Below are 25,292 nucleotides of genomic sequence, written 5' to 3'. Positions count from 1 at the left end.
AAACCGTAGAGCGATCGGTTTCTAGTCGTCAATGCCTAGTCGTCGATTCATCGCGCACGAGAGAAAGCACGCCCATCCGACACGCCGACACCCAACCCCTCACCCGCGGGCCACGGCCCCGGACACATACCTTGACACTGAAAACCGATCAACTTACGGTTTTGGGTTGGCGGCAGAGCGCCGTCGCGCCGACCGACCTGGCAGGCACCATGACCCAGCAGGCTCCGTACGTCCCGTCCGCGTACGTCCCGTCCCCCCTCGCCCCGGCGAGCGGACGTGGTCTGACACTCCCCCAGAAGGCCTCGCTGACCAGCGGCGCGGGCGACTTCGTCACCGAATCCGTCGGGGACGTGCCCGCGCTTTCGCTGTCCGACGGACCGCACGGTCTGCGCCTGCCCCAGGAGAACGGCGCCGGTGTCCAGGTCGACCTGCACAGCGCCGCCCCCGCCACATGCTTCCCGCCCGCCGTCGCCCTCGGCAGCAGCTGGGACCCCGAGCTGACACGCCGCGTCGCCGCCGCCATCGCGGCCGAGGCCCGGGCCCACGGCGTCCATGTGGTCCTCGGCCCGGGCATCAACATCAAACGGTCGCCGTTGTGCGGCCGTAACTTCGAGTACTTCTCCGAAGACCCCTTCCTCACCGCCGAACTGGGCGGCGCCATGGTGCGCGGACTACAGGAGGCAGGGGTGGCGGCCGCGTTGAAGCACTACGCGGCGAACAACCAGGAGACCGACCGAATGCGGGTCAGCGCGGACATCGACGAGCGCCCGCTGCGCGAGATCTACCTCCGCGCCTTCGAACGCATCGTCCGCCGGGACCGCCCCTGGTCCGTCATGGCCGCCTACAACGCTCTCAATGGGGTGCCGCTCAGCGAGAACCGACGCCTTCTCACCGACGTCCTGCGGACGGAGTGGGGCTTCGACGGCGTCGTGATGTCCGACTGGGGCGCGGTGCGCGACCGTGTCGCCGCGCTGCGGGCCGGGCTGGACCTGCAGATGCCGAGCACCGGCGGAAGGACGGACCGCGAGGTCGTCGCCGCCGTCGAGAGCGGCGAACTGGACATGGGCGTCCTCGACCGGTCGGTGGAACGGCTCGCACTCCTCGCCCGGCGGGTGACCGCGGGCGCGGGTGTGACCGGGGTCGCGGGGGCGACCGCCGGGACGGTCAAGGAGACGGTCGGAGAGGCAAGCGCTGGGAGCGTCACGGAGACGGTCGGAAAGGCGACCGCCCGGACGGTCGCGGAGACGGTCGGAGAGGCGACCGCTCGGACGGTCGCGGAGGCGGTCTCGGAGCCGGTCTCGGAGCCGGTCGGGACGACGGTCCGGGCATCCGTCACGGCTCCGCCCCCTGCCCCCGTCTCGTACGACGAGCACCACCGGCTGGCGCGGGCGGCGGCGGAACGCTGTGTGGTCCTGCTGAAGAACGACACGGATCTGCTGCCCCTGGACCCGGCGACGGGCAGCATCGCCGTGATCGGCGAACTGGCCCGCACCCCGCGGTTCCAGGGCGCCGGCAGTTCCCAGGTGACGCCGACCCGGCTGGACACGGCGCTGGAGAGTCTGCGGGAAGCGGCCGTCGGTGCCCGCGTGGAGTTCGCGGCCGGTTACGCGTTGCCGGACGGCGCGGGAAACACGGCCGCCGGGGACGATCTGGCGGCGGAGGCGGAACAACTCGCCGCGCGCAGCGACACCGTCCTGCTCTTCCTCGGCCTTCCCGCCCAGGACGAGTCCGAGGGCTTCGACCGCGACCACATCGATCTGCCCGAGGTGCAGATCCTCCTCCTGGAGCGGATCCTCGCGGTCAATCCGAGGGTGGCCGTGGTCCTTTCGAACGGTGGCGTGGTACGCACGGCTCCCTGGCACGCCCGCGTGCCGTCACTCGTCGAAGGGTGGCTCCTCGGCCAGGCCGGGGGCGCGGCGCTCGCCCGCATCCTGTTCGGCGCGGTCGCCCCTTCGGGCCGGCTCGCCGAAACCATCCCTCTGCGCCTGGAGGACAGCCCGTCCCACCTGTCCTTCCCCGGCGAGGAAGGCCATGTCCGCTATGGCGAGGGCGTGTTCGTGGGCTACCGGGGGCACGACGCACGCGGTGACGAGGTCGCGTTCCCGTTCGGCCACGGACTGTCGTACACCACGTTCGAGTACGCCGGACTCTCGGTCACTCCCCAAGCCGGCGGCGGGCGTTTCAGGGTACGGGTCACCGTCGTCAACACGGGTGAGCGCGCCGGACGTGAAGTGGTGCAGGTCTACAGCCGGGGCCCGCGGGAATCCAGGGTCTCCCGCCCGGTGCGCGAGCTGCGCGGGTTCACCGCGGTCGACCTGGCGGCCGGCGAGAGCCGCGAGGTGCTGCTGGAGCTGGACCGGGCCGACCTCGCGTACTTCAGCGAGCGGGAGGGCGGCTGGCGGGTGGAGGGCGGTACGTACCGCATCGAGGTCGGTGCCTCCTCCCGTGACATCCGGTGTTCCGTAGCGCTGCCGGTGGAGGGGGATCCCTCGCGGATCCGTCTGACCGGGCGGAACACGCTGGCGGAGTGGCTGGCTCATCCCGTGGGCGGGCCGTTGCTGCTCGACACGTTCGCGAGCCGGCGCGATCCTCAGGCCGGCGCGGGCGCGTTGACCGACCCGGTGATGCGGCGGTTCCTCGCCGGGATGCCGCTGGACGTGATCTCCGAGTTCCCGCAGAGCCCGGTGTCACCGAAGGACGTCGAGGACCTCGCGGAACGGGCGGCGGCGGCCGCCACCCGGGACGCGAGGGCGACGGAACCGGAACCCGAAGGGGAGGCGGAACCGGAGGCGCAGGCGGAACGGGAGGCGCAGGCGGACTGAGCCCTCCGTCGTCGGCCGCGCGCCCGGTCAGGTCGTGTCGGGCCGCAGCGCCAGCAGCTGCATCATGTCGTTGACGGGCTGCTCCATGTCCGTGGACCGGTCGATCAGCCACTGCAGCTGGACCCCGTCCGCCACCGCGACCAGCAGCACCGCCAGCCGCTCCGGCGGGATGTCCGAACGGATCGCGCCCTCGTCCATCCGCCCGCGCAAGTACGTGGCGATCTGCTCGCGGATCGCGGGATAGCGTTCGGCGAAGTGGTCGTGGGCCGGGTGCCCCGGGTCGCTCGCGGCGGCGGCCATGGAGACGAACAGCTCCACGAGCCCGGGGGTGCGTGCTCCCTCACGGATGATCTCGCGATAGCTCTCGGGCCCGGTGAGCTCCCGGTGCCGCGCCCGGGCCGTCTCGTCCCTCATCCGCAGGACCTGGGTGAGGAGGTCTTCCTTGGAGTCGAAGTAGTGCATGAGGCCCGGCAGGCTGAGGCTGCACCGGGCGGCGACCTTCCGCAGCGAGGTACCGCGGTACCCCTCCGCCGCGAAGATCTCCAGTGCCGCGTGCAAGATCTCGCTGCGCTTCGCCTCGCCCTTCTCGTACGGGCCCCGTTTCGCCATGCGGATCACCCTAACGTGCGGCGGAGGTGGCGGCCGGAGCCGGTGCGGCGCCGCTCGGGAGGTGGCCGTCGCGGGCCAGTGAGCCGAGCCAGCGGGCGGATTCCTTGGGCGTACGGGCGAAGGTGTCCGGGTCGACGGCCATCAGTCCGAACGTCGGACGGTAGGTGCCCCATTCGTAGTTGTCGAGGGCGCTCCAGTGGAAGTATCCGCGCACGTCGGCGCCCTCCCGCATCTCCCGGGAGAGACTGGCGAGCGCCCGTGCGGTGTAGGCGATGCGCCGCTCGTCGTCGGAGGTCGCTATGCCGTTCTCGGTGACGAGGATCGGTATCTGCGCCCCCACGACCTGGACGGTGTGGCGGACGGCTTCACCGAGCGCCTCGGGGTAGAACTCCCAGCCGGTCAGCGTCGTCTCGGCGCCCTCGGGCACGGGCAGCGGCCCGTCGATCCCGATGCGGTGGCGGGTGTACGCCTGTACACCGATCCAGTCGTCCTCGCGGGCGGCCTCCAGGAAGACGTCCTCGCGGGGCCGTGCGTACGCCGCCGCGACCGCCTCGGCTCCCGGCTCGGCCTGGTACACCTGGTTGGCGACGGTCCAGCCGACCTGGAGGTCGGGGTCGGCCTCCTTGAGGGCGGTGTACGCGGCCCGGTGCGCTTTCACCAGCGCCCGGGTCACGTCGGGGTCGGGCTCGACGGCCGAGGGGTCGAAAGCGGCGCCGCCGGTGCTGCCTCCCTCGGCGAGGGCGGACCAGCCGTGCTCGGTGGCGAGCCGGCGCAGCGCGTACATCAGGGCCATCATGTTGGGCTCGTTGATCGTCGCGACATGGCGTACGCCTTCCCGCAGCACCTCGACGGCCGTGCGGGCGTACGCGGCGAACAGGTCCGCCGCGTCGGGTGCGAGCCAGCCGCCCCGTGCGCTGAACCAGTGCGGCGAGGTGAAGTGGTGCAGCGTCACCACCGGCGTCAGGCCGCGCTCGATCGCTCCGCGCACCATGGCGCGGTAGTGGGCGAGGGCGGCGCGTGAGACGCGGCCGTGCTCCGGCTCGATCCGTGCCCACTCGATGCCGAAACGGTAGGAGTTGAAGCCGAGTTCACGCAGCAGATCCATGTCCTCGGGCCACCGGTGGAAGCTGTCGGCGGCGTCCCCGCTCGGCGCGGCGACGAAGGTGTCCGGCCCGTGCTCCAGGGCCCACCAGTCGCTGGAGACGTTGTTCCCCTCGACCTGGTGGGCGGAGGTGGCGGCGCCCATCAGAAAGCCGTCGGGCAAAGGGAATCGGCGCCCGGCCGAGGGTGTCATGAGGGTGCTCCTCTCGCCCGCGATGCCGAGCGTCGGTACGGCACCACAAAAAGCGTTCATTGATCGGTTTTCGTGTTAGCGTACAGGCGGTTCCGGTCCGGGAGGAAGGGGCTCCTGGGGGGAAGTCACGGCCGGGACCGGTCCGATCGCCCAGGGGCCGGACGCCGCACCTGACACCGGCGTTCGGGTCCCTGGGCCCCTGAGCGTCCGGCGGAGGAATCATGAACACCGTCATTCCCGCCCCCGCGGTGCGAGCCGCCCGCGGATCGGAAGGGGCCTTGCCGGCCGCCGGGCCCTGGCAGCTCCGGGCCGACCCGGAACTGGAAACGGTCACCGAGACCGTACGAGCCCTTCTCGAGCCACACCTGGGCGAACGCCTGCTCCCTCACGGCGCGTCGGGCGCCTCGGACCTGACGGTCGTGCCGGGCGCCTCGGACCTGTCGGGCACGTCGGGCACGGCGGGCACGGCGGGCGTGGCGGGTGCGCCCGGGTCCGTCCTGCACCTGACGCTCGACGCCCCGCCCCCGCCGTCCGTCCTGCACCTGACGCTCGACGCCCCGCCCCCGCCGCCGCGCGCCGTCACCGGAGTGGCCCCGGACGGCGGTACGGCGCCCGCCGACGAGTCGTACGGGCTGAGCGTCGGACCGGGCGGCATCACCTGCCGCGCCCGTACCGCCGTGGGCGTGTTCCGCGCCGCCACCACGGCCCTCCAACTGCTGGCCGCCGCCGGGCCCTCCGGGCTCCTCGACTTCCAGGACGTGTCGGACGCCCCGCACTACGCCTGGCGGGGCCTCATGATCGACCCGGCCCGCTGCTTCATCACCCCCGACGAGGTGCGTCGCGTCATCGACCTCGCCGCGCTCTACAAGCTCAACGTGCTGCACCTGCACCTCACGGACAACGAGGGCTGGCGCATCGAGGTCCCCTCGCTTCCCGCCCTGACGGCCGGCCGTCTGGACGGCGGCGACGGCGGCTTCTACTCCGCGGACGAGTACCGGGCGCTCCAGGCGTACGCGGCCCGCCGTCACGTCACCCTCGTTCCCGAGATCGACCTGCCCGGCCACTGCGCGGCCCTGCGGGCCGCCCTGCCCGGGCTCCCGCCGGCGCCCGCGCCCGAAGGGCTGGCCGGTCGCTTCCCCTACGTGCCGCCGCTCGACCTCGCCGACCCGGACACCCACGCCGTCGTCTCCGACGTACTGGCCGACGTGTGCGCCCTCACCACCGGACCGTTCGTCCACATCGGCGGCGACGAGGCGGTCGGTATCACGGACGACGGCTTCGCGACCGCCGTCCGTCGACTGCGTACTCTCGTACGGAGCTTCGGCAAGCGCCCACTGGCCTGGCAGGAGTCGGCGCGGGCCGGGGTGACCCCGGACGACATCGCGCAGTTCTGGGTGGACGTACCGATGATGGATCTGCCCGACACGGCGGAGGAGCTGGCCGCACGCCCCGAACTGCGGGCCGCGGGATACACCGTTGAGCTGGTCCAGGCGCTCCGGCGGTTCTTCGCCCCGTCCGACCACGACGTCGAGCGGGTCTTGGCGGGCGGCGGGAAGCTGCTCCTCTCGCCGCAGTCCCATCTCTATCTCGACCGAGGTTACGCCTTCGACGTCACCCCTCCGGCCGCGGCGGCGGACGCCGCCCGCCTCGGATTCCCCGGCTACCGACCGCGCGATGTCCGGTACACGGCCTCCTGGAACCCGGCCTCCCACGGCATCCCCGACGACCGGATCGCCGGTGTGGAGGCCACCTTGTTCGGCGAGACACTGCGGGGGCTGGACGATCTGACCACGATGCTCCTGCCCCGGCTCGGCTCGATCGCCGAGACGGCCTGGTCCGGCCGGCCGCCGGAGTGGACCGAGCACCGCGCCCGCGCCGCCCGGCACGCGCGGCTGTGGCGGGACAGGGGCCTGGCCCACTTCCCGGCCACGGACATCCCCTGGCACTGAACCGAAGCACGACCGGACGGTCCCGGAACACGCCGAGGCGACCGGACGGTCCGGAGCCGGACCCGGAAACGGACCCGGAACGCGACCGCGGGCCGGGGGCTCAGCCGCCCCCGGCCCCTCACCCCCTCACGCCTCACGCCTCACGCCTGCCGGTCACCGGTCGCCGGTCGCCGGTCGCCGGTCAGGAAGCGGCCGGGCTGTAGTTGTAGATCGAGGGCACCGCCATGCCGGACTGCGGCAGCACCTTCACATCGGCGCTCGAGACGAGCTGGTAGGTCATCCGGTAGAAGGGCACGAACCAGCCCTCCACCACCAGGTGCTTGTTGAGGGCGCGAGCCGCCTCGGCCGCCTGCTGGTCCGAACCCGTCCGGACCTGCGGCAGCAGGCGCTGCACGGTCGGGTCCGAGGAGCCGAACATGTTGAAGGTGCCCGGGGCCACCAACTCCTGTGCGGCCACCCAGTCGTTCGGCGACTGACCGATGTTCATGACCATGGCGGAGTACGCGCGCTCACGGAAGACCTTCTGCAGCGCGCTGCCGCCGTCGAGCTGGTCCCAGACCACGGTGATGCCCACCGCCTTCAGATCGGCCTGGATCGACGAGGCGAGCGCGTCGCCGACGATGGCGGAGATGCGAGGCAGCTTCAGGGTGAAGCCCTTCCCGTACCCGGCCTGCGCCAGCAGCTGCTTCGCCTTCGCCGGATCGTGCGCGTAGTACGTGTCGAGAGCCTTGTCGTACGCCTTGGTCTCCGGGCCGAAGACCTGGTCGGTGCTCTCGCCGCGCCCCTGCCTGATCTGGGCGAGCATCGTCCTGCGGTCCAGGGCGTGGTTCAGCGCCTGCCGGACCTTGACCTCGCGCAGCGCCGGGGTGTGGACACCCGCCCGGTCGAACAGCAGGAGCCCCTGGAAGTCGAAGGTGTACTCGTCCTTCTTCAGCCGGGTGTCGGACGCGAGCGCGGCCTGCTGGTTGGCGTCCTGGAGGACGGCGCTGTCGATCTGGCCGGTCTTGAGCCCGTTGACGACGGCCGTCTCGTTGTCGAACACGCTGATCGTCAGCGCCTTGTAGGGAAGCTCCTGCCCCCAGTAGTCCTGCTTGCGCTCGAAGACGTACTTGTTGCCGACGGCCGTCCTGGCCTTGTCGAGGGTGTACGGGCCGGTGCCCACCGGGGTCGTCTTGAGCGAACCGTCCGCGAGCTTCGCCGGGCTCGCCATGAGGCCGGCCGCGTCGCTCAGGTGGAAGAGCATCGCGGGGTCGGGCGCGGTCAGTTCCAGCGTGAGGTGGGTGGCGTCCTCGACCGTGACGCCCTTCAGCGTGTCGAGGTACTTCGCCGCGCCGCCGCCGCCCTTCTTGAAGTGCTCCATGTTGGCCTTGACCGCGGTGGCGTCGAAGGCGGTCCCGTCGCTGAACTTCACGCCTTGGCGAAGGGTGAGCGACAGCCGCGTCCGGCTCTTGTCGTAGGCCCACTCGGTGGCGAGCATCGGGCGGTACGCGCCGTCCGGCGCCCTTTGGATCAACGTGTCGTAGACCGCCTGGAAGTACGGGAGCGCACTGCCGATCGCGTCCGCGGGGTCGAGGCTTCGGGCCGTGGTGAGGGTGGCGATGTCGAGCGTGGCCGCATCGCCCTGCGCGGAGCCGCCGCCTCCCCCGCAGCCCGCGAGGACCAGTGAGGCCACGGCCACGCCGGCCGCGAGAGCACTACGTCGAGCGGAATACCTCATGGTGTTTCTCCGTCTGGAGGGCCGGCAACGCATCGCCGGCGGGGTGTGGTGCCCAGGGGCAGGCCGGACAGGGGGCGCCTGAACGGCTCGCACCCCTGCGACCACGAAAACCGTAATGTGATCGGTTTCTGTGAGTCAATGCCAGTACGGAGGCGGATCGGGTGCTCGGAAGCGGGACGGCCTCCTCCACGAACGAGGCCGTCCCGCCCGGCGGGTCAGTGCTGGATGCCCATACGGATGACGGGCCGCGCGTCAGCCGTTCCGCACCGGGAGCTGCTTGATGTCGTCGACGAAGGCGCGGTTGATGATCGCGTGCGTGAAGACGACGGTCCCGGGCTTGATGAGCACACCGTTGTCGGCGGCTTCCCTCACCTGAACCGTCCGCTCGCCCAGGAAGGTGAGGGTCTTGCTGTCGAAGATCCACTCCGTGCGCTGACCGCTGGTCTCGTCGAGCCGGGCGACCGCGACACCTCGGCGGCCCGCGGCATCGGTCGCGTCGTTCACCATGACCACTCCGGGAATCTTCGCGGCGGCCTTGTAGAGCGCCGCGCTGAGCCGAGGAGAGGGCCAGCTCTCGATCAGCAGGTCGCCGATGGTCGTGAACGCCTGCTGGTCCGGCCCGTTCCCCTGACCCTCGGTCTCCTTGTAGATCTTGCGCAGCAGGGCGTCCGGGTCGGTCGGCAGGGCGGCGAGGTAGTTGTGCGAGGGGGCGCCGAGGTGCGGCGTCGGTACGTTGCCCTTCTCGTCGGTGCCTTCGAGAGTGATGCCCTCGGGGCCTGTGGTGCCCGGTTCGATCAGCCAGCCCTTGAGACCGTCGGGCGACCTCCAGGAACGGCGGGTGTGGAGGGGCTCGCTGACCAGCGAGGCCTTGTCGCCGACCGTCCTGACGTAGGTGTTCGCGCTCTTGGTCTCGATGTAGATGTACTGACCGGTGCTCGGACGCGGAGCCTGGGTCCCCGCGGCGGCGAGCGAGATACGGTCCAGCAGCCGCGGGGCGCCCTGGGGGTCCGCGGCGCCGATCTCGGTGGTGAGGACGGGTCCGGTCGCGCGGTCGCTCCCCGCGTCGACGGCGTCGCCGGGCGTGAGGGCGAGGACACCGATGGCCAGCGCGCCGACGAGAGCGGCCGCGGCCGGCACGAGGACCGCCTTCCGGAAGAACGGGTTGCGCGGACTCCGTGCCGCGGCGTCGGCAAGGCGGTCGTGGTGGATCTGGCTCATCAGGCGCTCCTTGTGGAACTGGTGACGGCCGGCGGGAAGGTCACGCTCCTCGAACGTCGGCAGGTCTTCGCTCTGCCGGCTGCCGACCGGACGGTGCTCACTGCGGTGGACGTTCATCGGGTTCCCTCCTGTGCGGGCCGGACCGCGTTCGCGCGATCACCTGTTGTCTGTCGTGGGCGCGCGGCGGGTTCCCGTCGCGGCCGCTCCAATTCCGCGTCGGCGAGTCGACGCAGCTTGGTTCGGGCGCGCGAGAGGCGGGATCGGACGGTGCCGACCGGGATCCGCAGCGCTTTCGCGGCCTCGGCGTACTCCAGTCCCTCGTACAGGCAGAGAACGAGGATCTCCCTCTCCGTCCTGCGGAGCGCGCCCAGTGCTTGGAGCGTGGCCTGGATGCGGCGCCGGTCGTCCAGCCGGCCTGCGACCTCGTCGGCACAGTCCGGCACGTCCCTGTGTGCCGCGCCGGTCGCGACGTAGGCGGCGACCGCGGTGCGGTAGCGGCGGTTCCCACGGCAATGGTTACGGGCGACGTTCGTGGCGACGCCGAGCAGCCACGGGCGGAGCGACCCGCCCTCGGGCTCGACCTTGAGCCGCAGGCGCCAGGCCTCCATGAAGGTCGCCGCCATCACGTCCTCGGCGACCGACCAGTCACCCGTGAGTCGGAAGGCATGGTTGTAGACGCTCTTGGCACAGGAGTCGAAGAGTTCGGCGAAAGCCGCTGGGTCTCCGGCCCGGATGCGCGCGCGCATGTCAGTGGTCACATCCATCGACTGTCCGGCGGACGCCGCGGGTTCCCGTGACCCACGTCACCCCGCCGCCCCACCGTCCCGCCCCCCCTCGCTGTGGCCCCGCTGTCCCGCTGTCCCGCTGTCCCGCTGTCCCGCTGTCCCGCTGTCCCGCTGTCCCGCTGTCCCGCTGCACGATGCCAGGTTCCCGACCCTGTTCGTCCAGGGGTGCGCCGCGATCGCCCGGGCCGATTCCGGGTAGGGCAAGAACGTGAGCTACGTGAACCCCGGCGGGGAGTACTCCCGCGACAGCCGCTACATCACCACCCGGATCACCGCCGACGGCCGCGACGGCTTCCCCGTGGAGCCCGGCCGCTACCGGCTGGTGGTCAGCCGGGCCTGTCCGTGGGCCGGCCGGGCGGTCATCGTGCGGCGTCTTCTCGGACTGGAGAAGGCGCTGCCGATGGCCGTCGCCGGTCCGACGCACGACGAGCGCAGCTGGACGTTCGACCTCGACCCCGGTGGCCGCGACCCCGTCCTCGGGATCGAGCGGCTCCAGGAGGCGTACCTCGCCCGCGATCCGGCGTACGACCGGGGCATCACGGTGCCGGCGATCGTCGACGTGCCGACCGGCAAGGTGGTGACCAACGACTTCGCGCAGATCACGATCGACCTGTCGCTGGAGTGGCTGCCGCATCACCGCGTCGGAGCTCCGGCGCTCTACCCGCCCGCGCTGCGGTCGGAGATCGACGCGGTGAACGAGGTGGTCTACCAGGACGTGAACAACGGTGTCTACCGCGCCGGGTTCGCCGGTTCCCAGGAGTCGTACACCGCGGCGTTCGAGCGCCTCTTCGCCCGCCTGGACTGGCTCTCGCAGCGGCTCGAAGGATCCCGGTACCTGGTCGGCGACACCCTCACCGAGGCTGACGTGCGGCTGTTCACCACGCTGGTGCGCTTCGACGCCGTCTACCACGGTCATTTCAAATGCAACCGGCGGAAGCTGTCCGAGATGCCGGTCCTCTGGGCGTACGCACGCGATCTCTTCCAGACGCCCGGCTTCGGTGACACCGTCGACTTCGACCACATCAAACGGCACTACTACCTGGTCCACCGGGACATCAACCCCACCGGGATCGTGCCGGACGGCCCGGACCTGTCGGGCTGGCTCGCACCCCATGACCGCGCGGCGCTGGGCGGCCGCCCGTTCGGCGACGGCACACCGCCCGAACCGGTGGCCCGCGAGGAGGCCGTGCCGGACGGCCACACCCCGCAGTCGGCGTGAACCCGCGGCGCATCACGTCGCGCGCGCGACCTGGCCACGTCAGGAGATGACGGCCGGCCACGTCAGGAAGGTGACGGCGAGCCTCGCGTCGAGGACCTGCTCAGCCAGTTGGATCACGCGATCACCCGGGGTGTCGGTCGCCAGAGCGGCGGCGAGTACCTGGGCGCCGTCGAGAATGACCAGAAGCTTCCCTGCCGTGTCCTCGTGGTTCGGATCACCTGCTTCGTGCAGCTCCTGCTCACCTCCCTCACCCCGTGACACAGCATCGGCGCGCCTGGTGGGGCCCCCTCCCCACCAGGCGTCACGGGTGATCGGCCGGGGCCGTCGTCACTTCACAGTCCGCCCCATTCGGCCGCTGCCTCGATGAGCTGGTCGCGTACGACGGTGAGGGCCGGGTTGATCGGTGTGCCGCGGCGGGTGGCGAGGTAGAGGGTGTTCAGTGGCGGGACCTCGGGGTGGTGGAGCTGGACGACGCGGCCCGCGGCCAGGGCCGGTTCGACGAGATAGCGCGGCAGAACGGAGATGCCCGCGCCCGCCTCGACGGCCACGAGGACCGCGCGGAGGTCGGGGACGAGGAGGGCGACGGGGTTGGCGGGACGGTGGCCGAACTCGCTGCGCCAGTACCGGCGCACGATGGGCAGCTCCTCGGCGTAGGCGACGAGCGGCAGTGCGGCGAGTGCGTCCGCCGGGGCGGTGCGGAGCCGCTCGGCGTCCACGGTGTGGGCGGCGGACGGCGGCCCGACCAGGAGGAACTCCTCGTCCACGAGCGGTACGGCGAGGAGCGCTCGCTGGGTGGGGCGGACGGCGGAGACGACCAGGTCGAGCCTGCCTTCGGCCAGCTCCGCGAGCAGATCCTGGGCCAGGCCGAGCGCCACATGGAGTGACAGGCCGCGGCCGGTCAGCGGGGCGAGCGCGGGCAGTACCCGAACGGTCATGGCCTCGGCCGCGCCGCCGATCCGCACCGTACCCCGCAGCGCCGGTTCCGCCCCCGTCGAGCCGAGGACATCGCGGAGTCCGTCCAGATGCAGGCTGACCCGTGCCGCGAGGGCGGCGGCGTGGGTGGTGGGGGCGACGCCCTGACGTGAGCGAACGAACAGTTGCTCCCCGATCTGCTCCTCCAGCCGGGCGAGTTGCCCGGTGACGGCGGGCTGGGTCACGCCCAGGCGCTGGGCGGCCGCGGAGAGGGAGCCCGCGCGGTAGATCTCCAGGAACGTGGCCAGCAGGTCGAGGCTCGGCACGTGGCCTTCCTTCCATCGATCGCCCAGGCGGCGCCGGGTGCGCGGGACGTGGGCACAGCGCACAGCGCACAGCGCACAGCGGCACAGCGGCACAGTGTAAGGAGCCGTCGCGTGGAGAACGCCCGTGTCGGCAACGGGCGTGCGCTCCATGTCAGGAGAGGTAGGCGATGCCGTGCGCGCCCTGGGTGGTGTCGGGGTCGCCTGGGTCGATGTCCAGGACGGTGCTCACCGTGCCAGTGGCGAGGTCGACGACGTGCAGGGTGCCCGAGCGGAGGTTGGCGACGAAGGCACGGTCGCCGTCCGGGGTGGTGCGGATGGTGATCGGCACCTGTCCGGCGGGAGCGGTGAGGAGCGGCGTACGACGGCCGGCGGAGAGGACGGCCAGCTGTCCGTCCCTCGATCGCCCCTCCGCGTCGCTACGTACGAGGCCGACCAGGACGCGGCCGTCCGCGGCCACGTGTACCGGGCATCCTGGGGCGTCCAGGGGTTCATGGCCGATGACGCGGTCCGTGGCGGTGTCGATGACGATCAGCGTGGGTGCGGGCCGGCCGGCGCCCTTGTCGTCGTGGTGCAGGGCCATGCCGGACGCGTAGGCGTGGCGGCCGTCGGGGGACACGGCGACCTCCTCGGTCCCGTACGGGGCGGGGATCCGCCCGGCAAGGGCGCGCTCGGTGAGATCGAGGACGGAGATGAAGGGGTCGGCCTTGTTGGTGGCGTATCCCTTTCGGCCGTCCGGGGTGATCGCGAACCAGTGCGGGCCGCGGGCACCGACCTCGATCCGGTCCAGCTGCTCGCGTGTGGTGGTGTCCACGACCACGACGGCACCGCCTCCCGCGGGGCCGGCCTCGACGGTCGCGTACAGCAGGCCGCGAGCGGGGTCGAGGGCAAGGCCGTGGGGCGCTTCCTCGGGGGCGAGCGAGAGGACGTCCACGACTTCCCGCCGGTAGGGATCGACGACGGAGATCTCGTGGGCCTTCACGCCGGGGGCGGTGTAGACCCCCGAGCGGTACGTGTGCGAGACGTACAGCAGTCCGGCGTCCTGATCGACGGCGATCTCGTGCGGCTGGGCCGTGACCGGGAGGTCGCCGAGAGGGTCGTAGGTCAAGCCGTCGAAGAAGCGGAGGGCTTCCCCGGTCGAAGTGACCACGGCCAGAATCGGTCGCTCTCGCTCGCCGCCGTTCACCGGGTGCTCCCCTCGCTCGCCGCCGTTCACCGGGTGCTTCCTTCGCTCGTCTCGCGGTCGATGAACTCGATGACCTCGATGACCTCGTCGTTCGGGCCGTGGACGAAAGCGGCCTGGAAGGACATCGGATCCTCGCCGTCGGTCATGATCTTCATCGGCCCTCCCATGGGGCGGGCACCGGCGCCGACGGCCCGGTCGAAGAGCGCGGCGACGTCGTCGGTACGGATGGCGAAGTGCACGAGGGCGGCGACCCGACCATGTCGTAGACGCGGAGGGCGATGTGGTCGAGACCTTGGTTGAGGACCGGGCCGGTCACAGATGTTCCCCTTTCCTTCTTCGTGCCGACGTTCGTGCCGAGGTTCACGTCAGTTGGTGAGCGCCTTCAGGACGGCCTCGGCCGTGCTCGTGCTGGACTGCGGGTTCTGGCCGGTGATCAGGTTGCCGTCCACGACGACGGTGTTGCTCCAGGCCGCGCCGGTCCGCGCGACCGCGCCCTTCTCCCGCAGTCGGGTCTCGACGAAGAAGGGTGTGTTCTCGCCGAGGCCGCCCTGCCGCTCCTCCTCGTCGGTGAAGGATGTCAGAGCCCGGCCCGCGAAGGTGAAGTCGCCGTTCTCCTTGGTGGCGCTGAGCATGCCCGCGACGCCGTGGCAGAGGGCTGCCACGGTCGTGCCCCGCTCATCGGCCTCGTTCAGCAGGCGGCCGAGGTCGGCGTCGCCGGCGAGGTCGGCCATCGGGGCGTGGCCGCCGGGGATGTAGATCGCGTCGTAGTCGCCGGCAGCGACTTCGGACAGGGCGAGCGGCGTCGCGAGCTGCTCCTCGATGCCGGCGAGGTAGGCCCGGAACTCCGCGGCGTCCGCCTCGGAGACGCCGCCCTGCTCGCTGAGGCTGAGGGCGTCGACGGTGGGGCGGACGCCTGCCGGGGTGGCGATGTCCACTTCCGCACCGGCCGCCTTCAGGACCTGGTGCGAGGCGGCGACCTCTTCGGCCCAGTAGCCGGTGGGGTGGGTGGAGCCGTCGGCCAGCTGCAGGCTGGTGGCAGCGGAGATGATCATGACGATCTTCGGCATGGGGTGTACCTGGCCTTGTCGGTGGAGTGGAACGCAATGGTCGACTGTCGCGTGCCGCCGGTTCTCGGGCGGCTGTGGGAGCAACCCCAGAATCCATCACGAATCATCCCTGGGCACCATGAGCTTCATAAGATTTCTTATGACCGGGAACCGAGGGATCATGGTGGGCTGGGCTGTCGGCTCCGGCTGGCGGCCGGTCTGTGTCGGTGAGTGCTCCGGACTTGCGCGGCGGAGGTGGTCCGTCGATCACGATCGCGGTTAGCGTGGGCGACCTTCTGGGACCGTCGATCGACGAGGAGCACCACGATGACCAAGGACAGCCGTATCGGTCCGCCCCACTTCGGCAGTGAACGCGAGACGCTGCGCGCCTTCCTCGACTACCACCGTGCCACGCTCGCGATGAAATGCGACGGGCTCACCGACGAGGAGTTGCGGCAGCAGTCGATGGCGCCGTCGACTCTTTCGCTGCTGGGCCTGGTGCGGCACATGGCCGAGGTGGAACGCGCCTGGTTCCGCCGGGTGTTCGATGACAACGAAGCGCCGATGGTCTGGTGCGACAGGATCGACTTCCAGGCCGCGTACGACGCGAGCGAGTCGACCGGGGCCGAGGCATTCGCCGCCTGGGAGGCCGAGGTCGAGAACTCGCGCCGCATCGAGAGGGCGGCCAAGTCACTCGACCTTGCCGGTTACCAGCCGCGGTGGGGCGAGGAGGTGTCGCTCCGCATGGTGCTGATACACGTGCTCCTGGAGTACGCCCGCCACAACGGTCACGCGGACTTCCTCCGTGAGGGTGTCGACGGAGTCGTGGGAGCCTGAGCGATCCGTCCGGCGCAGGGCGAGCGAGGAGCCCCGAAGGGCGCGGGGGCGGTCGGCGCTGGGCAACCGCCCCACAGCGCTTCCCCCGGCGGCAAGGAATCGGGCGCCCCCTCGCCGTCTCACGGGCGTTCGGGAGCGGAGGCGGCGCAGAGGTCCTCGGCGACGGACGTACGGGCGTAGAGCACGCGGCGGCCGACTCGGTGGGCGCTGACCAGGCCCGCGTCACGCAGCGCGGTGAGGCACTGGGACACGCCGGCCGCCGAGAGCCCGGTGCGGCGGGCGAGTTCGATCGTGGAGGCCGGGGAGTCCAGCTCGGTCAGCAGCCTGGTTCGCGAGCGGCCCAGCACGCCGGTGAGGGCATCGGTCCGCGGGAGGGGCCGGGCTTCCCACAGTGAGCCGGTACCCCGGGCCGGGTAAGCCAGTTGCGGCGGGTCCGGCGGCGACGCGCGGGTGAACAGACCGGGCCCCGTGAACGCCGACGGGATCAGCAGCAGTCCTGTGCCGGCCGTCCGCCGGGACAGCGGGCCCGGGCGCCCGGCGAGCCGCAGGGCATGGTCGTCCCAGCTCACCGACGGGTGCAGCTCGTTGAAGAGACGGGCCGCCCCGTGCTCCGCCAGTTGCCGGAGTCGGTGGAAGATGTCGGAGTCGAGCACCTCCCGGACCCGTGGCCAGTAGGGCGCCAAGGCCAGCTCCCAGTAGGTCTCGATCTCTTCCGCGACCCGGACCAACTCGCCTCGCGGATCGGCGTACAGGCTGCGCAGCAGGGGGCCGAGACCCCTCTGCTCGTGCGCCATGCGGTCGAGTTCCCGGCGGACACGGCCGGCGGGAGTGGCCCGGATCCTGGCGAGCTCCTCCTCCAGAGTGGGGGCCGGCCCGATGGGCGCCGGGTTGAGGAAGTCGGGCACGTACCCCGACGACGGGACCAGTTCGGCGAGCATGCCGCGGTCGAGGCCCGCGGCTGCCAGCCGTGGCCGTACCTGCGAGGCCCACTTCCGGTGCGCCGGGTGGACGGAGCCGACCCGCATCAGGCGCATGCTGGGCCCGACCTCCCACATCGGCGAGACCACGAACCGCATCCGCGCCAAGTCGCTCACCGAAAACGCCAGCTCCGCCAGCACACCCACCCCGAGGATTCACGTATTTCTTAACCAATGGCCCCGCAGCCTACCGGGCGGAGATCATCCCGACATGACCTCACAGACGATCACAGCAGCGGCGTCCGGCACTTGGACGCTCGGCGACCGCACGGTCAACCGGATGGGCTTCGGCGCGATGCGCCTGCCGCAGAGCGGCGAGGCGCTCACCCCCGACGCCGTCCCCCGCGACCGCGGCGAGGCGATCGGTGTGCTGCGCCGTGCGCGGGAGTTGGGGGTGAATCACATCGACACCGCCGCGTTCTACTTCTCCCCATTGCGCTCCGCCAACGAGCTGATCAACCGGGCGCTGGCCCCCTACCCGGACGATCTTGTGATCACCACCAAGGTGGGGCCCGGCCGGGACCCGTCAGGGGCCTGGCTGCCTCACGCCACCGCCGAGCAGCTACGCGGCCAGGTGGAGGAGAACCTGCGCCAGCTCGGCCGGGAACACCTCGACGTGGTGAACCTGCGCATCGTCGGGACCGACTCGATCGCGGACCGCTTCGGCGCGCTCGCCGAACTCCGCCAGGCCGGCCTCATCCGCCACCTCGGCCTCTCAAACATCCAGCCTCACCACCTGGCCGAGGCCCGGGCCATCGCGCCCGTGGTCTGCGTCCAGAACATGTACGGCATCGGCGTACGGCCCGAGCACGACGCGTTCCTGCGCACCTGCGGTGAACAGGGCATCGCCTTCGTGCCGTTCTACGCGATCGCCGGCACCGGGCGCGAGGCGGGTGCGAGCGGCGTCGCCGACAGCGCCGAGGTACGGGCCCTGGCACGGGCGCACGGGGCCAGCGCGGCCCAGATCCGGCTGGCATGGACGCTGCACCAGGGCCCCCACGTACTGGCCATCCCGGGCACCGGCAACCCCGACCACCTGGCCGCCAACGTGGCCGCCGGTGCCCTGCGCCTCTCCACGGACGAGCTGGCCCTCCTCGACTCCCTCCACAACAGCGCAACCCGAGCGAGCAGTTGAGCGCCGCCGAACCGAAAGCGCTGGCCTTCGGCGTCATTTGATACAGCGTCGGCGCGCCGGACAGTGGTGACGGCCTGCCCTGCGGGCCGGACGACGCGCCGACACAGAGAGCCGGACCGGGCGCACTTTCACGTGCACAGCAGCCGTGGTGATCCGTGGCGATGACCGGCCGACCAGCTTAGTTGTGGGCTCAACCAGCGGGTCTGCCGCACAGCGGGCACGTACGGCACGGACCGAGCGGTCCCGACTCAGCCGGGGCCCGTGGCCGGCCGGAGCACACCGCACCGGCTCGCGCCCGAGGTCCCGGGCTCGCAAGCCGTGGCTCCTCCTCCTGTCCGCCGGCCTGATCGCGAGCACTTTCGGCTCCGGCTTCGCGGCCGCCGCCGGCGCCGTACCCTCGGCCGTGCGCTGCGACCGGGAGCCGACCGGCGTCAGTGCGACGGACCACTGGCTGTCCTTCACCGTGCCGCCGGGGCTGATGCCCGACCCGAAGTTCGACGGCCGCCCGGCGAAGATCCAGGTCCACCGCGTCCAACCGGTGTACGCGCACGGCAAGTGCCCGAGGGTGCCGAACCGCGCTGCCGTGCTGGTCCACGGCAGCGGCGTCTCCGGCACTCCGTCGTTCGACCTGCGCCACAGCGACCCCGACGGCGGGACGCTCAGCACACAGCGGGCGCTCGCCCAAGCCGGAATCGACACCTTCGCGCCCAGCCTTCTGGGCTATGGCCTCTCGACGCGATTCGCGGACGGTCTCGACGATCCCGGCAACGCGAGCCTTCGGCCCTATTCGGCGGACGGCAGCTGCCCCCACCCCGAAGGGTGCGACCGCCCCGGTACCCCGCCCGCCCCGCTCGATCAGCAGGGGATGCTGCTCCTGAACAACCCGCTCGACGGGCAGCGGCGCGCGCACTCGACCTTCACCCGTTTCGCCCGTGCCGACGTCTTCGTACGCGACATCGGCCAGGTCATCGACGACGCCATCGCGCGCGCCAAGCCGAGGGGCGGCAAGGTCACCCTGATCGGCTGGTCCTTCGGCGCCGCGTACGTGGGCCGGACGTTGTACGCGGCCAACCCGGTCATCCCCGGGAGCGCAGACGTCATCAAGAAGGTCGACCGCGCCGTGTTCCAGTCGTCGCCCTTCGGGACTCCGACCGAGGAGGTGACCCCGCCGGGAGGCTTCCCGACCTTCCCGACCCGACTTACACAGGAAGAGAACATCCTGTCCGGGCCGACGCTGCCGCCCGGACGTGACGCGGTCTGCACCGGCCATCGCATCCCCGGCACGCAGGAGCAGCTGTGGCAGCAGATGATGGAGGAAGACCCCCTGGGGAGCACGTGGGGCGGCAGTGACCCGGCGCACCCGGCCGGCGTCAGCCGCGCGCCCACACTCAACCTGTACGGCTGGAACGCCACCGTCGCGGCGCAGCAGTCCACGCCGGCGCTGGTCATCCACGGTCTCGACGACACCGTCGCCGCGCCGAGCGGCTCGACCGTCCTCTACAACAGCCTCACCGTGCGCAACAAGGTGCTGGTGCAGGTGGAGTGCGGCAGCCACCTGCTCCACCTCGGCGGCTGCACCGGCCCACGGTGCACCCCGGAATCGGGAACGCCGTACGGCGGCCGCCCCGGCCGTCCCTGGGCCGGCCCGCACGCCACGTACCAGGCGGCGGTGATCGAATGGATCAAGGCCGGGACCTTCGACGGCGCGGTGAACGGCCACTTCGTGGTCGATGCAAACGGCGTGGCGAATCCGGCCGGCACGTAGCGCGCCCCCCGACGCTGAGAACGTGCCTCGGGGGGGCCGGTGCCTCGGGGCCGGGGGGCGGTGCCCCGGGGGGCCCGAACCCAGCCGTCCGGCCCGTCGGCTCCCCCACCCGCTGAACGCGCACGTGGCTGAGGAATGATCCCGCCCACCCCGTCGCTAATCTGGGTACGACCGCGATGCAAGGGGGCAAAGGTGGGGCGAAAATTGCGACGGGCCGCGGGGACGCAGACGTTCTCGGATCTGCTGCGGCATCCGAGTCGTCTCGTCGGGCAGTTCACCGGAGATGCTCGGCATCGCGCCGAGGCGGACCTCGTAGCGTTGAACGCGGGAGAGGCGCGGGAAGTCACCGCGTTCGCCCGTGACGGCCATCGCTTCCGACAGGGATCGTTGATTCTGGATCCTGCCGCGGCGTCGCCGGTGGTGTGGCTGCCGTTCCGAGTCCTCGGCCGATCCCGTGAAGGCGTCGCCCTGGTTGCTCCGTTTCACGTCCATGGGGTGGGCCCGGTCGCCGGCCGGGGCAGCCAAGGGATCAGCAAGGGACAGTTCCGTCTGCTGTCCCTACAAGCCGCCGATCGCCACTGGGAACTCGCCATCCCTGCCGTGGACGTCCCTCTCGTCCGTGCTGCGCTGCACGGGGCGGCACCGGAAGACGGAGAGTGAACGCGTACCCGTAGTCTCGGCCGCCAAGGTCACGGCGATAGCTGCAACGGCGCGTACACGTACGCGCCGTTGGCAGTTTCCAGGCGACTCGGATCAGACTCTTGTCTTCCCGCTCGCCCAAGTCGTTCGACGGGCTTCCGGTCGTCGCCAAGACGCCCCCAAGGTGCTCGCGCCGTACAGATCCTCGTCGTCGACGAGGCCGACGCCCTGGTTCACTCCCGCGAAGCCCAGCAGATGCACCACGAGGACCGAGCCGGCGTCGACGCATCGGGGCGACAAGGCGACCGGCGGGTCCCTGAGTCACATCCACGGACTCGGCGTCGACCCGGCCGACGGCCGGCTCTACGTCGCGACGCACGACGGCGTCTACACGCCCGATGACAGCGGCGCTCCCCAACTCGTCGGCCGAGCAAGGCCGACTTCATGGGCTTCACCGTCGCCCGCGAACGCACCTTCCTGGCCAGCGGTTACCCCGAGCCGGGCAGCGACGAGCCCGGCAACCGCGGCCTGACCGAGAGCACCGACACCGGCAAGACCTGGAAGACCAAGTCCCTCGCCGGCGAGGTGGACTTACACGCGCTCGAGTACGCGAACGGCCAGATCTTCGGGTACGACAGCACGAACGGCCTGCTCCGCGTGGCAAGGACGGTGTCTCCTGGGAGAACCGTGCGACCCTCGACGCACTGGACATCGCGGTGAACCCCGCCGCCCCGGACGTCGTCCTCGCGACGACCCAGGAGGGCATCGCCAGAAGCACCGACGGAGGCAGGACGTTCGGCACCGATGCGGCACCCGTCCTCGCGTTCACCTCCTGGGCGGGAGACGACGGGCTGTACGGCGTGGATCCGGGCGGAACGCTCAACCGGAGCACCGACAGCGGAAAGTCCTGGAAGAGCGTCTCCACCGTGCCAGGAGGGCGGCCGCAGGCCCTCACGGCCGTCACGCCGCAGCACCTGCTCGTCGCCACCCAGGACGGCGTGTACGAGTCGAAGGACGGCGGAAAGACGTTCGACAAGCGCCTGACCGTCTCCAGCACCTGAGGAAAATGACTCTCGCCCAGGAGGCCGGGAAAGGTCCACACCAATTTTCGCTCAACGCTCACTCATTCGTATATCCACACCCGCACCAAATGTGCGATGTGGCAGAGACCTCTGAGGAGTGAGTTGCCAAAAGGCGGATGACGCACGCTAGGATTACGGCATGATCACGGCGCCCTCACCTATCGGTGTTCTGCGGACCCGAATTCCCTCGGGTCCGCTGTGCGCGCTTTGGTCGATTCTCCTCACGGTCAGTCTCCTCTCCATCCACGGAGCGCCTCCGGAGGATCACTCGGCCGCTGCCGTGAACGTCGCAAAGGTGACGGCAACCGCCTCTCCCACGGCGCCCCATCCGGACAGCCGCATACTCCCCTTGGAGCAGTGCGCCCCGGCCCAGGCCGAGCACGAAGCCGTTCGACAGAGCGCCTGCTCGGACCGGCATGTGGCGCCCGCTCGGCTTGCACCAGCGCAGCCTGCGGCCACCGCCGACAGCGCCCCGAGAAGCAGAGCGGCGCACACGCCGACAAGAGCGGCACACATCCTTCGGGTGTAGACCTCCACGCCCACTGACGATCGACAGCCCGACGGCGCCGCGCGCCGCACCGGAAAAGTCGCCAGAATTCGTCATGGCCGGAATTCATCACCCGTCACCTTCAGTCCCGAGTGTCGAGTCGGCCCGTCGGGAATGAAGACTCCGCGTGGAGGAAATGTGCCGATTCGGAAACACGCAATTCCTGGTGTCACCGGAGCGCCCGCACTGCGCTCCGTCCTCGCCTGTCTCCTCTTTCTCTTCACCGTCGTCGCGGTCGTCTGCGTCGACCATTCCCGGGCAGAAGGCCACACCCACGGCCGGACGTCCTCGGCGTCCCAGCACGCAGAGATCGACCTCACGTACGCCCACGGCTCCGAGGAACGTCATTCGGCCGAGTCGTGCGTTCCATCCGCGCCGAGTCCCAGGGCGGAAGTTGCAGCCTCGCGAACGATGCCCGCTGCCGTGGCCCTGACGTCCCTCGACGACTCCGAGGCCGCGCACCCAACGGCCGGCCCCGCGCCTCCCATCGGTCCGGCAGACATACGGAGCGGCCGCGCCACCCTCACCGGCATCTGCTGCTGGCGGATCTAGAGCTCCCTCGTGCGACCGGCACCAGCCGGCCGCCGCCGAGCCGTCGTCGCCGGGCTCCCCGGACACGACGGCAGGCGAGATGCGCGCACCACACCGCCATCTACGAATGAGAGCCGATGATGACCACCCTTCCCACCGACACGACCGTCGCCGCCCGCACCGCCCTTTCCGAGCTGGTCGGCAACACGCCCCTCCTCCGCGTGACCGAACCCTTCGCCTCCTACGGGCGCGGCTTCTGGGCCAAGCTGGAAGGCTTCAACCCCGGCGGCATCAAGGACCGGCCCGGCCTGCACATGGTCGAACGCGCCCGCGCCCGCGGCGAGCTCAAGCCCGGCGCGAGGATCATCGAGTCCACGAGCGGCACCCTCGGCCTCGGCCTCGCGCTGGCCGGCATGGTCCACGGGCACCCCGTCACCCTGGTCACCGACCCGGGCCTTGAGATGTCGATGACCCGCCTCCTGACCGCGTACGGCGCCCAGGTCAACGTGGTCTCCGAACCGCACCCGACAGGCGGCTGGCAGGAGGCCCGCCGCGAGCGCGTGAAGCAACTGATGGCCCAGCACCCCGACTCCTGGTGCCCGGACCAGTACAACAACCCCGACAACACCACCGCGTACACCCCGCTCGCCCTCGAACTCGCCTCAGCACTCGGCCACATCGACGTTCTCGTGTGCAGCGTCGGCACCGGCGGCCACTCCGCCGGCGTCTCCCGGGTCCTGCGCCAGCTCTATCCGGACCTGAAGGTCGTGGGCGTCGACACCATCGGCTCCACCATCTTCGGCCAGCCGGCCAGGCCGCGGCTGATGCGCGGACTCGGCTCCAGCATCTACCCGCGCAACGTGGCGTACGAGAACTTCAGCGAGGTGCACTGGGTAGCCCCCGGCGAAGCCGTCCGGACCTGCCGACAGCTTGCCTCCTCCCACTACGCCACCGGCGGGTGGAGCGTGGGCGCCGTCGCCCTGGTCGCCGGCTGGCTCGCCCGTACGCTCCCGGCGGACGCCCGGATCGCCGCCGTCTTCCCGGACGGCCCGCAACGCTACCTCGGCACGGTGTATGACGACGACTACTGCGCCGCCCACGGCCTGCTCGACGGACCGCCCCCGCTTGAGCCCGAGGTCATCGGCGCCGTGGACGAGAAGGAGGTCACCCGCTGGACCCGGTGCAGCACCGTCGTCGACCCCCTCGCGCTCGGCGCCCAGTCCGAGCAGCCGGAAGACGAGCCGGAGGACGACCAGCGGTGAAGAGCACCCTCGCACAGGTCCGTTCCTACCCCCGGAGCGTCCAGCTGTTGATGGCGAATCAGTTCACCATCAACCTCGGCTTCTACATGCTCATGCCCTACCTGGCCGCGCACCTGTCCGGGACGCTCGGGCTCGCCGGCTGGGTGGTCGGACTCGTCCTCGGCGTACGCAACTTCAGCCAGCAGGGCATGTTCCTGGTCGGCGGCACCCTCGCCGACCGATTCGGTTACAAGCCGCTCATCGTCGCCGGCTGCGTGCTGCGCACTGTCGGCTTCGCGACCCTCGGGCTCGTGGACTCCCTGCCCGCACTGCTGGCCGCGTCGGCAGCGACGGGGCTCGCCGGGGCTCTGTTCAACCCCGCCGTCCGCGCCTACCTCGCCGCGGACTCCGGGGAACGGCGGGTGGAAGCCTTCGCCCTGTTCAACGTCTTCTACCAGGCCGGCATCCTGCTGGGCCCGCTGGTCGGCATGGTGCTGACCGGCGTCGACTTCCGCGTCACCTGCCTCGTGTCTGCCGGCGTCTTCGCGCTGCTCAGCATCGTGCAGATCCGCAGCCTGCCGCAGCGACGGGGCACCGACGCCGACGACAAGAAGGCGGAGCACCGGGAGGGTGTTCTCGCCCAGTGGCGCGGGATCCTGCGGAACCGGCCGTTCCTGCTGTTCTCCGCCGCCATGATCGGCTCGTACGTCCTCACGTTCCAGGTGTACCTGGCGCTGCCGCTCGAAGTCCGCCGCCTCGGCGGCGACGGAACCTTCGGCACCGGCGCGGTGGCCGTCCTCTTCGCCGTCTCCGGGCTGAGCACGATCCTCTACCAGACGAAGATCACGGCCTGGTGCAAGGCCAGGATGGAGCCGGGCCGGGCCCTGGCCTGGGGCCTGCTCACCATGGGCGCCGCCTTCGTACCACTGCTCGCCGCGTCGGCGATTCCGGTACCCGACGGCGGCCCCGGACTCTGGGCCCTCGCGGCGCTCCCGCCGATCCTCGCCGCACTCCTGCTCGCCGTCGGCACGATGATCGCCTACCCGTTCGAGATGGACACCATCGTCCGCCTGTCCGGCAACCACCTCGTCGCCACCCACTACGGGCTGTACAACACCATCTGCGGCATCGGCATCACCGTGGGGAACCTGCTCACCGGCGCAGCCCTGGACGCCGCCCGCACGGCGGGCGTCCCGGCCATCCCCTGGCTCGCGCTGCTCGCGCTCGGCCTCGCCTGCGCCGCGGCGCTCCACGGCCTGCACCGTACGGGCCGCCTCGCCGAACCCGCGCAGGAAGCACGCCCCACACCCGCGACAGCCTGACGACCGGCCTCCGCACCGAGGGGCGGGCACCACACAGTGCCCGCCCCTCCCCCCCCCGTTACCTTTTTCGTGGCTCCGCAACGGGGCCACCGGCCTTCGGGTCCGGCATGACTTCCCCCCCTTGTTGTTCATGACA

At 71.1% G+C, this 25,292-nt stretch carries 22 protein-coding genes; 11 read left to right on the top strand and 11 right to left on the bottom strand.

Features of this window, described 5'->3' with window-relative positions:
- Positions 1–209 precede the first annotated feature (209 nt).
- Entirely contained in the window at positions 210–2,822 is a 2,613-nt protein-coding gene (locus J7E93_RS08555; RefSeq protein ID WP_215067058.1) for a glycoside hydrolase family 3 C-terminal domain-containing protein, read from the top strand.
- 27 nt (positions 2,823–2,849) lie between these two features.
- On the opposite strand, the gene J7E93_RS08550 is transcribed toward J7E93_RS08555, so the two are convergent.
- Together J7E93_RS08550 and J7E93_RS08545 are read right to left on the bottom strand one after the other, a co-directional pair.
- Positions 2,850–3,431: a TetR/AcrR family transcriptional regulator gene (locus J7E93_RS08550; RefSeq protein ID WP_215067056.1), complete on the bottom strand. Its 582-nt coding sequence runs from the start codon at positions 3,429–3,431 to the stop codon at positions 2,850–2,852.
- 10 nt (positions 3,432–3,441) lie between these two features.
- A complete protein-coding gene (locus J7E93_RS08545; protein WP_215067054.1) occupies positions 3,442–4,725 on the bottom strand; it encodes a glycoside hydrolase family 1 protein in 1,284 nt (427 codons plus the stop codon).
- A 221-nt stretch (positions 4,726–4,946) separates the two neighbouring features.
- On the opposite strand from J7E93_RS08545, the gene J7E93_RS08540 reads away from it, so the two are divergent.
- On the top strand, positions 4,947–6,674 hold the full coding sequence (locus tag J7E93_RS08540) for a family 20 glycosylhydrolase (protein WP_215067052.1): 1,728 nt from the start codon (positions 4,947–4,949) through the stop codon (positions 6,672–6,674).
- Between the two features lie 181 nt (positions 6,675–6,855).
- Here the strand turns inward: J7E93_RS08540 and J7E93_RS08535 are convergent, their stop codons facing one another.
- The 3 genes from J7E93_RS08535 to J7E93_RS08525 all read right to left on the bottom strand — a co-directional run bounded on the left by J7E93_RS08535 (position 6,856) and on the right by J7E93_RS08525 (position 10,367).
- Positions 6,856–8,391, bottom strand: a complete 1,536-nt coding sequence (locus tag J7E93_RS08535) for an ABC transporter substrate-binding protein (protein ID WP_215067051.1) — start codon at positions 8,389–8,391, stop codon at positions 6,856–6,858.
- A 252-nt stretch (positions 8,392–8,643) separates the two neighbouring features.
- Positions 8,644–9,726, bottom strand: coding sequence for a CU044_5270 family protein (locus J7E93_RS08530; RefSeq protein ID WP_215067049.1), 1,083 nt, complete (start codon positions 9,724–9,726; stop codon positions 8,644–8,646).
- Positions 9,723–10,367 carry an RNA polymerase sigma factor gene (locus tag J7E93_RS08525; RefSeq protein WP_215067047.1) on the bottom strand — a complete coding sequence of 215 codons (645 nt, stop codon included), beginning with the start codon at positions 10,365–10,367 and terminating at the stop codon, positions 9,723–9,725. Before J7E93_RS08525 ends, J7E93_RS08530 begins: the two co-directional genes overlap by 4 nt.
- 244 nt (positions 10,368–10,611) lie before the next feature.
- On the opposite strand from J7E93_RS08525, the gene J7E93_RS08520 reads away from it, so the two are divergent.
- Entirely contained in the window at positions 10,612–11,613 is a 1,002-nt protein-coding gene (locus tag J7E93_RS08520) for a glutathione S-transferase family protein (RefSeq protein ID WP_215067100.1), read from the top strand.
- 39 nt (positions 11,614–11,652) lie between these two features.
- On the opposite strand, the gene J7E93_RS08515 is transcribed toward J7E93_RS08520, so the two are convergent.
- The 5 genes from J7E93_RS08515 to J7E93_RS08495 all read right to left on the bottom strand — a co-directional run bounded on the left by J7E93_RS08515 (position 11,653) and on the right by J7E93_RS08495 (position 15,101).
- Positions 11,653–11,874, bottom strand: a complete 222-nt coding sequence (locus J7E93_RS08515) for a hypothetical protein (RefSeq protein WP_215067045.1) — start codon at positions 11,872–11,874, stop codon at positions 11,653–11,655.
- A gap of 71 nt (positions 11,875–11,945) precedes the next feature.
- A complete protein-coding gene (locus J7E93_RS08510; protein WP_215067043.1) occupies positions 11,946–12,851 on the bottom strand; it encodes a LysR family transcriptional regulator in 906 nt (301 codons plus the stop codon).
- A gap of 151 nt (positions 12,852–13,002) precedes the next feature.
- Positions 13,003–13,998, bottom strand: coding sequence for a YncE family protein (locus J7E93_RS08505; RefSeq protein ID WP_215067041.1), 996 nt, complete (start codon positions 13,996–13,998; stop codon positions 13,003–13,005).
- Positions 13,999–14,060: 62 nt separating this feature from the next.
- On the bottom strand, positions 14,061–14,273 hold the full coding sequence (locus tag J7E93_RS08500) for a VOC family protein (RefSeq protein WP_215067040.1): 213 nt from the start codon (positions 14,271–14,273) through the stop codon (positions 14,061–14,063).
- Positions 14,274–14,399: 126 nt separating this feature from the next.
- Positions 14,400–15,101: a type 1 glutamine amidotransferase domain-containing protein gene (locus J7E93_RS08495; RefSeq protein ID WP_215067038.1), complete on the bottom strand. Its 702-nt coding sequence runs from the start codon at positions 15,099–15,101 to the stop codon at positions 14,400–14,402.
- Between the two features lie 306 nt (positions 15,102–15,407).
- Between J7E93_RS08495 and J7E93_RS08490 the strand changes: the two genes are divergently transcribed.
- The gene (locus J7E93_RS08490) at positions 15,408–15,917 is read left to right on the top strand and encodes a DinB family protein (protein WP_215067036.1); all 510 of its coding nucleotides are present in this window, start codon (positions 15,408–15,410) and stop codon (positions 15,915–15,917) included.
- Between the two features lie 119 nt (positions 15,918–16,036).
- Here J7E93_RS08490 and J7E93_RS08485 read toward each other — a convergent pair whose 3' ends face one another.
- Complete coding sequence (locus J7E93_RS08485) at positions 16,037–16,993, bottom strand: DUF5937 family protein (RefSeq protein ID WP_215067098.1); 957 nt, start codon at positions 16,991–16,993, stop codon at positions 16,037–16,039.
- A gap of 112 nt (positions 16,994–17,105) precedes the next feature.
- Between J7E93_RS08485 and J7E93_RS08480 the strand changes: the two genes are divergently transcribed.
- The 7 genes from J7E93_RS08480 (at position 17,106) to J7E93_RS08450 (ending at position 25,156) form a co-directional block, all read left to right on the top strand.
- The gene (locus J7E93_RS08480) at positions 17,106–18,029 is read left to right on the top strand and encodes an aldo/keto reductase (protein ID WP_215067034.1); all 924 of its coding nucleotides are present in this window, start codon (positions 17,106–17,108) and stop codon (positions 18,027–18,029) included.
- A 403-nt stretch (positions 18,030–18,432) separates the two neighbouring features.
- On the top strand, positions 18,433–19,794 hold the full coding sequence (locus tag J7E93_RS08475; RefSeq protein WP_215067032.1) for an alpha/beta fold hydrolase: 1,362 nt from the start codon (positions 18,433–18,435) through the stop codon (positions 19,792–19,794).
- 192 nt (positions 19,795–19,986) lie between these two features.
- Entirely contained in the window at positions 19,987–20,454 is a 468-nt protein-coding gene (locus tag J7E93_RS08470) for a hypothetical protein (RefSeq protein ID WP_215067030.1), read from the top strand.
- Between the two features lie 423 nt (positions 20,455–20,877).
- Entirely contained in the window at positions 20,878–21,153 is a 276-nt protein-coding gene (locus J7E93_RS08465) for a hypothetical protein (RefSeq protein WP_215067028.1), read from the top strand.
- The gene (locus tag J7E93_RS08460) at positions 21,150–21,494 is read left to right on the top strand and encodes a hypothetical protein (RefSeq protein WP_215067026.1); all 345 of its coding nucleotides are present in this window, start codon (positions 21,150–21,152) and stop codon (positions 21,492–21,494) included. The genes J7E93_RS08465 and J7E93_RS08460 overlap by 4 nt, the downstream gene beginning before the upstream one ends.
- Positions 21,495–22,730: 1,236 nt before the next feature.
- On the top strand, positions 22,731–23,855 hold the full coding sequence (locus J7E93_RS08455) for a PLP-dependent cysteine synthase family protein (RefSeq protein ID WP_215067024.1): 1,125 nt from the start codon (positions 22,731–22,733) through the stop codon (positions 23,853–23,855).
- Positions 23,852–25,156, top strand: coding sequence for an MFS transporter (locus J7E93_RS08450; protein WP_215067022.1), 1,305 nt, complete (start codon positions 23,852–23,854; stop codon positions 25,154–25,156). Before J7E93_RS08455 ends, J7E93_RS08450 begins: the two co-directional genes overlap by 4 nt.
- The last annotated feature ends 136 nt before the right edge of the window (positions 25,157–25,292 follow it).

It is taken from the genome of Streptomyces sp. ISL-36, assembly GCF_018614205.1.
Lineage (GTDB): Bacteria > Actinomycetota > Actinomycetes > Streptomycetales > Streptomycetaceae > Streptomyces.
The sequence above is the reverse complement of the archived record's forward strand: the minus strand, read 5'-3'. Positions and strand labels throughout refer to the sequence as shown.

Excerpts from the sequence above, each read along its gene's own strand:
- J7E93_RS08490 (WP_215067036.1), top strand. The coding sequence starts at position 15,408 with ATGACCAAGGACAGCCGTATCGGTCCGCCCCACTTCGGCAGTGAACGC.
- J7E93_RS08480 (WP_215067034.1), top strand. The coding sequence starts at position 17,106 with ATGACCTCACAGACGATCACAGCAGCGGCGTCCGGCACTTGGACGCTC.
- J7E93_RS08550 (WP_215067056.1), bottom strand. The coding sequence starts at position 3,431 with ATGGCGAAACGGGGCCCGTACGAGAAGGGCGAGGCGAAGCGCAGCGAG.
- J7E93_RS08535 (WP_215067051.1), bottom strand. The coding sequence starts at position 8,391 with ATGAGGTATTCCGCTCGACGTAGTGCTCTCGCGGCCGGCGTGGCCGTG.
- J7E93_RS08530 (WP_215067049.1), bottom strand. The coding sequence starts at position 9,726 with ATGAACGTCCACCGCAGTGAGCACCGTCCGGTCGGCAGCCGGCAGAGC.
- J7E93_RS08545 (WP_215067054.1), bottom strand. The coding sequence starts at position 4,725 with ATGACACCCTCGGCCGGGCGCCGATTCCCTTTGCCCGACGGCTTTCTG.
- J7E93_RS08555 (WP_215067058.1), top strand. The coding sequence starts at position 210 with ATGACCCAGCAGGCTCCGTACGTCCCGTCCGCGTACGTCCCGTCCCCC.
- J7E93_RS08465 (WP_215067028.1), top strand. The coding sequence starts at position 20,878 with ATGGGCTTCACCGTCGCCCGCGAACGCACCTTCCTGGCCAGCGGTTAC.
- J7E93_RS08495 (WP_215067038.1), bottom strand. The coding sequence starts at position 15,101 with ATGCCGAAGATCGTCATGATCATCTCCGCTGCCACCAGCCTGCAGCTG.
- J7E93_RS08455 (WP_215067024.1), top strand. The coding sequence starts at position 22,731 with ATGATGACCACCCTTCCCACCGACACGACCGTCGCCGCCCGCACCGCC.
- J7E93_RS08485 (WP_215067098.1), bottom strand. The coding sequence starts at position 16,993 with ATGCGGTTCGTGGTCTCGCCGATGTGGGAGGTCGGGCCCAGCATGCGC.
- J7E93_RS08540 (WP_215067052.1), top strand. The coding sequence starts at position 4,947 with ATGAACACCGTCATTCCCGCCCCCGCGGTGCGAGCCGCCCGCGGATCG.